The 6,132-nt window shown below is 70.3% G+C and carries 6 protein-coding genes; 2 read left to right on the top strand and 4 right to left on the bottom strand.

Annotation, left to right across the window (positions count from 1 at the left end):
• Positions 1–102 precede the first annotated feature (102 nt).
• Positions 103–2,949: a penicillin acylase family protein gene (locus ACFVJX_RS29785; protein WP_384128164.1), complete on the bottom strand. Its 2,847-nt coding sequence runs from the start codon at positions 2,947–2,949 to the stop codon at positions 103–105.
• Between the two features lie 230 nt (positions 2,950–3,179).
• Between ACFVJX_RS29785 and ACFVJX_RS29780 the strand changes: the two genes are divergently transcribed.
• Positions 3,180–3,791, top strand: coding sequence for a hypothetical protein (locus ACFVJX_RS29780; RefSeq protein WP_384128163.1), 612 nt, complete (start codon positions 3,180–3,182; stop codon positions 3,789–3,791).
• A gap of 72 nt (positions 3,792–3,863) precedes the next feature.
• Here ACFVJX_RS29780 and soxR read toward each other — a convergent pair whose 3' ends face one another.
• Positions 3,864–4,445 carry a redox-sensitive transcriptional activator SoxR gene (gene soxR, locus ACFVJX_RS29775; RefSeq protein ID WP_384128161.1) on the bottom strand — a complete coding sequence of 194 codons (582 nt, stop codon included), beginning with the start codon at positions 4,443–4,445 and terminating at the stop codon, positions 3,864–3,866.
• Between the two features lie 132 nt (positions 4,446–4,577).
• On the opposite strand from soxR, the gene ACFVJX_RS29770 reads away from it, so the two are divergent.
• Entirely contained in the window at positions 4,578–5,039 is a 462-nt protein-coding gene (locus ACFVJX_RS29770) for a MaoC family dehydratase (RefSeq protein ID WP_384128159.1), read from the top strand.
• A gap of 46 nt (positions 5,040–5,085) precedes the next feature.
• Here the strand turns inward: ACFVJX_RS29770 and ACFVJX_RS29765 are convergent, their stop codons facing one another.
• Positions 5,086–5,709 carry a TetR/AcrR family transcriptional regulator gene (locus ACFVJX_RS29765; protein ID WP_384128157.1) on the bottom strand — a complete coding sequence of 208 codons (624 nt, stop codon included), beginning with the start codon at positions 5,707–5,709 and terminating at the stop codon, positions 5,086–5,088.
• 96 nt (positions 5,710–5,805) lie between these two features.
• Positions 5,806–6,096, bottom strand: a complete 291-nt coding sequence (locus ACFVJX_RS29760) for a YiaA/YiaB family inner membrane protein (RefSeq protein ID WP_199884559.1) — start codon at positions 6,094–6,096, stop codon at positions 5,806–5,808.
• Positions 6,097–6,132 lie beyond the last annotated feature (36 nt).

The following is a 6,132-nucleotide window of genomic DNA, read 5'->3' as shown; positions in this document are numbered from 1 at the left end:
CCCGTGAGGCGCCCACACCCACGATCATCTCGATGAACTCCGACGCGGAGGCCGAGAAGAACGGACCCCCCGCCTCCCCCGCCACCGCCCGGGCGAGCCGGTTCAGCGGTGGCCGGGGAACTCGACCACCTGCTGGTACGTCGGTCGGTTCTGCCAGTGGATCGCCTTCTGCGCGATCCCGCCCAGTGCCCGGTGGATGATCGAGTCGGTGCACCACTGCTCGCCGGCCTTGCAGTTGTCGTCCGCCGGGTAGACCTCGGCCGCCGGTGCCGCCGCCGCCTGCTTCAGCGAGGACAGCAGCGCCGCGCGGCAGCTGCTCAGATCACCGTTGCCGCAGTAGGACTTGGCCAGCGGACCCTTGACCGGCTGTCCGAGCACCTGGCGCAGGTCCTTGTCGGCGAAGCCCCACCAGCCGTACTGGAAGGCCGAACCGCTGTGCGCGCCGCTCGGCCCGTGGCTGGCCGCCGGGGACTCGTCGGTGGCGAGGTTGGTTGTCAGTGCCCCGTACAGGTCGTCGCCGAGCCCGGGCTTGAACTCCGCCTCGATCAGCCCGGGCCACCACGCGTCCATGATCCGTACCGCGTCGGCGTAGGTGTACGCGTGCGAACCCGGGCTGCTCTCCTTGCGCTGGGCTCCCGCCGCCCGCCAGGAGTCCAGCTGCTGGACCACCGCGTTCAGCTCCGGGTCGGTGACGGGCTCGGAGCGGATCACCTTCAGCAGCTCTGGCAGCAGCTGCTCACCGCGCAGGTCGGTGAGAGCGGCGTCCTCCATCGCGCGGGTGAGGGAGGCGCGGGTCACGCCGCCCTCCTCCACCAGCTTCGACACCCGCTCGTCGAGCAGGTCGGCCCGGTGCACGGCGCTGAGACCGAAGCCCGCGGAGGCGTAGCCCTCGGCCTGCTTGTTGTTCCAGGACACGTAGTAGTCCTGGCCGCTGGAGTGCGGGTGCTCGGCGAAGGGGGTGTGTTCGGCGGTGTTGGCCGCCGGGTCGTAGCCCTTCCACTCGTACGCCTTCTCGGCCTTGACGGGCAGCGCCGGATCGACGCCGGGAGCGCGCACCGGGTTCATGCCGCTGTTGTAGTAGGCGGTGGTGCGCGAGTCGGCGTAGAACCAGTTGAAGGCGTAGTCGATGTTGCTCGCCGCCTGCTGGAAGGAGGTGGCGTCGGTGACGTACGCCGGGTCGTTGAGCATCTGGAAGCCGATGATCGAGTCGGCCTCGTGCCGGTAGGTGCTGCGCAGCGTGGTGTACGCGACGGGCTTGCCGTCCACCGTGGCGCGGTCGGTGACGATGCCGTAGCCGGTGCGCCACACCTGCATCCGGTAGGAGCCCTTGGCCGTGGAGTCGGCGACCGTCGGCTTCCAGGAGTTGGAGCGCTCCAGCTTCTCCATGGCAGTGCACTCGCCGCGGTAGAGGTAGTGCGTGGAGTCCTTGGTGGGGGCGGAGCCGTCGGGCTCGCAGAGTTCGACGGTGTAGGTGTCGGTGATGTCCTGGCCGGCCGAGGTGGCGCTCCAGGCGTAGTCCTGGCCGCGGCCCATCTGGATGTACATGCCGACACCGGCGAAGGAGACACCGCGAGCGCTGATGCCGGGGCCCTGGAGCTCCTGGAGCATCATCAGCTGCGGGGCGAAGTAGCCGGTCTGCGGACCGAACACGGCGATCGGGTTTCCGCTCGCGGTGCTCTTCCCGGCGACCAGCAGGGCGTTGGACATGCCGCGCTTCTGCGCGCCGGAGCCGGAGCCCGGGAGCGAGCCCTCCGGGATGACTCCGTCGTCGTAGATGCCCTGGGCCTTCTTGAGTTCGGCCGGGGCCCTGACCGGGGCCTTCTCGTTGGTGCCGGCGGAGCCGGTGCGGTCGTGGATCAGCGGTTCGGGGGTGACGGACCCGGGATCGGGAAGGGCCGTTCCGACGGCGTTGTCGGGCTTGTTCGCGTACGGGAACGAGGTGCCGTCGTGGACGGTCAGCACGGCCTCGGGATCGTTGCGCTGCCGGAACGACTCCCAGACCTTCGTGCCTTCGGCGACGCCGTACTTCTGCTGGGCGGACAGCAGCGAGAGCGCCGCCTGCACCTCGCCGCCACCGCCCCCGCCGAACTGGCCGCCGACGACGGAGGCGATCGAGATCAGGTCGGTCAGCTGGAACGGCTGGATCTCGCCGATGTTGGTGATGGCGTCGATCTTGCCGGTGAGGACGTACTCGCCGGGGAAGTATCGGCCCTTCTTCGACTTGTCCCGATAGGAGTTGATGCCGTCCACATAGGCCTGGGCGTCGGCCATGGCCTGTTCGCCGCGGGCGCCCTCATGGGTCCTGATGTACTCGACCTGGGCCTGCAGATCGGCCTCGGTGTACGGGGCCTGCGGCCAGAACTCCTGCTCCAGGCCCTGGTTGGCCAGTGCGCCGCCGGCGAACGAGGTCAGTTCCCCGCGTCCGATGTGGCGGAAGAGGTCCATCAGCCAGAGCCGGTCCTGTCCGGCCGCGAACCCGGCGCCGAACTCGGTGCCGTACCGGGTGGTGCCCTTGATGTGCGGGACGCCGGACACCTTGTCGCGGGTGATGGTGACGTCGTCGCGGGGCGAGGTGACCGATTCGACCTGGTCCTTCGCGACGCCGAAGGAGGCGTCGTTGAAGAAGTCGGTCAGCTTCTGGTCGGTGAGGCCGGTATGCCCGTCGACCAGCCCGTTGTAGCGGTCGAGCTGGTCGTCGCTGTGCGCGGGGTGCGTACCGAACGCCTTGTTGCCCAGGATGTCCACGAGGGTGGCGTTGCCGTTCTCGCCGGGCGGCAGGATGTCGTCGCACTGCCCCTGGCAGTAGTCGGCGACGGGTACGGGATCCGGCTCGGCGGCGCCCGCGTGGGGCGCGGTGGCGAGCAGGGAGGCACCGAGTGCGAGGACGGCCGCGATCGTGGCGGCTCGGGACTTGCCGGTGCGGGCGGAAGTGCCGGTGCGTGGGGGCATGCATGCTCCTCGGAGAGGCCGATGCGCCGGAGGTTACCGGCGGTATGAACCGTCGGTAAGGTGAACATCGGTCACCTTTTCCGAATCACCACATCCCGTCACGTGACGAACGGTCATCTCACCAGATGGACGACCGGACCTTTGGATGGCACCGATCCGGGCAGTTGTACGTCCATTCATTGACGCCGAATTTCGGGCGACGGAGTACGAGCGACGGAGGTGGCAGCGCAATGGCCGGTTTCCGGAGTCTTGCGAGACAGGTCCGCGATCCGCGGAGCGATCTGGCGCTGCGGCGGTATTCGCTGCGCAAGTGCCTGGAGCGCTTCGCCCCTTACGGGCACCGGGCGACATGGGACCACCTGTGCGCCCGGCACGGAATCGGACCCGAGGACCGGGCCCCCGATCCGGTGCGGCTGATGCACGCGCTGGAGGAGCTGGAGACGGCCCGGGCGGTCTGGCTGGGTTACGAGGCGGGGTTCGCCGAGCGCCGCCGGCGGGAGAAGCACGACGGACTGCGCAGGCCGGGCGCGTTCGACGACTGGCACCGGCGCACCTGGGGCGGGAACGGGGTCGCCCGGTGCGACGACCCGGCCGTCCACCCGGCGGCGCCGCTCGCGGAGGTGCTGGCCCGGCTGATCTCCGCCCTGGAGTCGGGGCCCGGCACCGCGTGTCCGGTGTGCGCACAGGCCCGGATCGCGTGGCGGCAGGATCTGCACAGCGAACCGTGGGCCGGTCCGGTCTGCACGGGGTGCGGGATCGTGGTGCCGCAGCCGGTACTCACCGAGGCGGCGCTGGCCAAGGCCCGGCGGACCCGGATCAGCGATCTGGCATCGGTGGCCTGAGGAACGGAGCGGCCCGCCCGGCGTCCGACGACGCGCGGCTGCCGGACGGGCGACATACCGGGACCTGCCGCCTCAGCAGCCGCCCGAGGGATGTTCGGCGTCCTCGTCCTGCGCGCACTCACGTCGCGCACCCCTGTCCTGCGCGCCCCTGCGCGCCGCACCGCCGCCCCCTGCCCCCGCGCCCCCGCGTTCCGGCTTGCGGCGCTCCGGCATCAGACGCGAACCGCTGATCCGCTCACCGGAGATGTCGTTCGGGTTGGACAGCACGCAGTTCTCCAGCGACAGACAGCCGCAGCCGATGCAGTCGGTGAGATGGTCCCGCAGCCGCGCCAGTTGTTCGATCCGCTCGTCCAGTTCGGAGCGCCACGCCTCGGAGAGCCGCGCCCAGTCGTCGCGGTTCGGGGTGCGCTCCTCCGGTAGCTCGGCCAGCGCGTCCCGGATGGTGGCGAGGGGGATGCCGACCCGCTGCGCCGCGCGGACGAAGGCCACCCGGCGCAGCGCGTCCCTGTCGTAACGGCGCTGGTTGCCACTGGTGCGGCGGCTGCTGATCAGGCCCTTGGCCTCGTAGAAGTGCAGGGCCGAGACCGCGGCGCCGCTGCGCGCGGAGAGCTGGCCGACCGAGAGTTCATGGAGTGTCTGCGGGATCTGGGGCACCCCTCGAACCCTACGTGGCCCGTTCCCGGCCGGTCCGTCGTTGACAGGAACGCACCCGCGAACCATGCTGAGCAAGCGCTTAGACAGCGCCGGTATTGGTTGGTCGAGAGCGGGAAGGCAGGGACCAGGGACATGGCAGAGCCGAGGATCTTCACGTCCGCGCAGGAGCTGCGCGACGGAGTGGGCGAGCAGCTGGGACACAGCGACTGGCTGGAGATCGAGCAGAAGAGGATCGACCTCTTCGCCGACGCCACCGGCGACCACCAGTGGATCCACGTGGACCCGGAGCGCGCCGCCGCCGGGCCGTTCGGCACGACGATCGCGCACGGCTACCTCACGCTCTCGCTGCTCCCGGCGCTCGTGCCCCAGGTCCTGCGGGTCGAGGGCATGAAGATGGGCATCAACTACGGGACCAACAAGGTCCGCTTCCCCTCCACGGTTCCCGTGGGATCGCGGCTGCGGGCGACGGCCGTCCTGCAGAGCGTCGAGGAGGCGGGTGGCGGCGTGCAGGTCACCGCCGTCGTCACGATCGAGCGCGAGGGCGCCGACAAGCCGGCCTGCGTGGCCGAGTCGGTGTCGCGGTACTACTTCTGAGGTCCGGACCGGCCGTCCCGCGGCCGACGGGCCCGGGGCGGTGGGATCAGCGTTTCGCCGCGACCATGCGGAGCACGAGGCCGGCGTACAGTTCGCCGACCTCGTCCGGCGTCCGGCTGCCCCGGGTGTTGAACCACCGCGCCACGTCGATGCAGAGCGAGAGCACGGCGAGCGTGGTGCCTGGCACGTCGGGGACGTCGAACTCCCCTGCCGCCACGCCCTCACCGATGATCCGGCGCACCACCGCGTCGCTCCTGCGGCGCAGTTCGACGATCTCGGCGCGGTGTTCCTCGCCGAGGGCGTCGAGTTCGTACTGGACCACGCGGGCGGTGGTGTGCCGCTCGGCGTGCCAGCGGACGAAGGAGCGTACGGCGTCGGCGAGCCGCTCGGCTGCCGTGCCGTCGCTGTCGGCGGCCGCCTCCAGGACGAACAGGGCGCGGTCGTGACCGATCCTGCTGATCCGGTGGAGCAGCTCTTCCTTCGTCTTGTAGTGGATGTAGAGGGCGGCGGGGCTCATTCCGGCGCGGCCCGCGATGTCACGGGTGGTGGTCGCGTGGTACCCGCGCTCGGCGAAGGCGTCGACGGCGGCGACGAGGAGCCGCCGGGCGGCCTCAGGCGTCACTTCGCCCCACGGCGCGCTCTCGCCGTCGGTCTCCTCCGCCGTGCTCATCGTCAGTCGCCCCTCTCGGTCAGCAGGACGAACACCATACCCCGATCCTGAGCAAGCGCTTAGGGCCCTTGTCCCGGATCTCGCCGGCTGAGATCGTCAGAGCTTCTGGAAGGGGTCGTGCTCGGCGAGGATCTTCTCCAGCCTGGCCTGGTCGACCCGGCTGACCAGCTGTCCCGCCTCCTGCCGGTCCCTGATGACCTTGGCCAGGGTGAAGCAGGACGTGACCAGATACAGGACGCCGATGGCGAGGAATCCCCGCACCCAGGCGTCAGCGTCGAGGAAGTAGATCCCGAGGGCCACCGCGCCCATCGCCACCCCGAAGGACGCGACGGCCTGGCCGTAGAAGGCGGCGGTGCTCTGCTGCTTGACCGATGTCGTCTCACTCATGTCGCTCAGCATCGGGCGGCGTGGCGCACACCACAT

It is taken from the genome of Streptomyces sp. NPDC127177, from assembly GCF_042672475.1.
GTDB lineage: Bacteria > Actinomycetota > Actinomycetes > Streptomycetales > Streptomycetaceae > Streptomyces.
This window is presented reverse-complemented; position numbering and strand designations above follow the sequence as displayed.

Excerpts from the sequence above, each read along its gene's own strand:
- ACFVJX_RS29760 (WP_199884559.1), bottom strand. The coding sequence starts at position 6,096 with ATGAGTGAGACGACATCGGTCAAGCAGCAGAGCACCGCCGCCTTCTAC.
- ACFVJX_RS29770 (WP_384128159.1), top strand. The coding sequence starts at position 4,578 with ATGGCAGAGCCGAGGATCTTCACGTCCGCGCAGGAGCTGCGCGACGGA.
- ACFVJX_RS29785 (WP_384128164.1), bottom strand. The coding sequence starts at position 2,949 with ATGCCCCCACGCACCGGCACTTCCGCCCGCACCGGCAAGTCCCGAGCC.
- ACFVJX_RS29780 (WP_384128163.1), top strand. The coding sequence starts at position 3,180 with ATGGCCGGTTTCCGGAGTCTTGCGAGACAGGTCCGCGATCCGCGGAGC.
- ACFVJX_RS29765 (WP_384128157.1), bottom strand. The coding sequence starts at position 5,709 with ATGAGCACGGCGGAGGAGACCGACGGCGAGAGCGCGCCGTGGGGCGAA.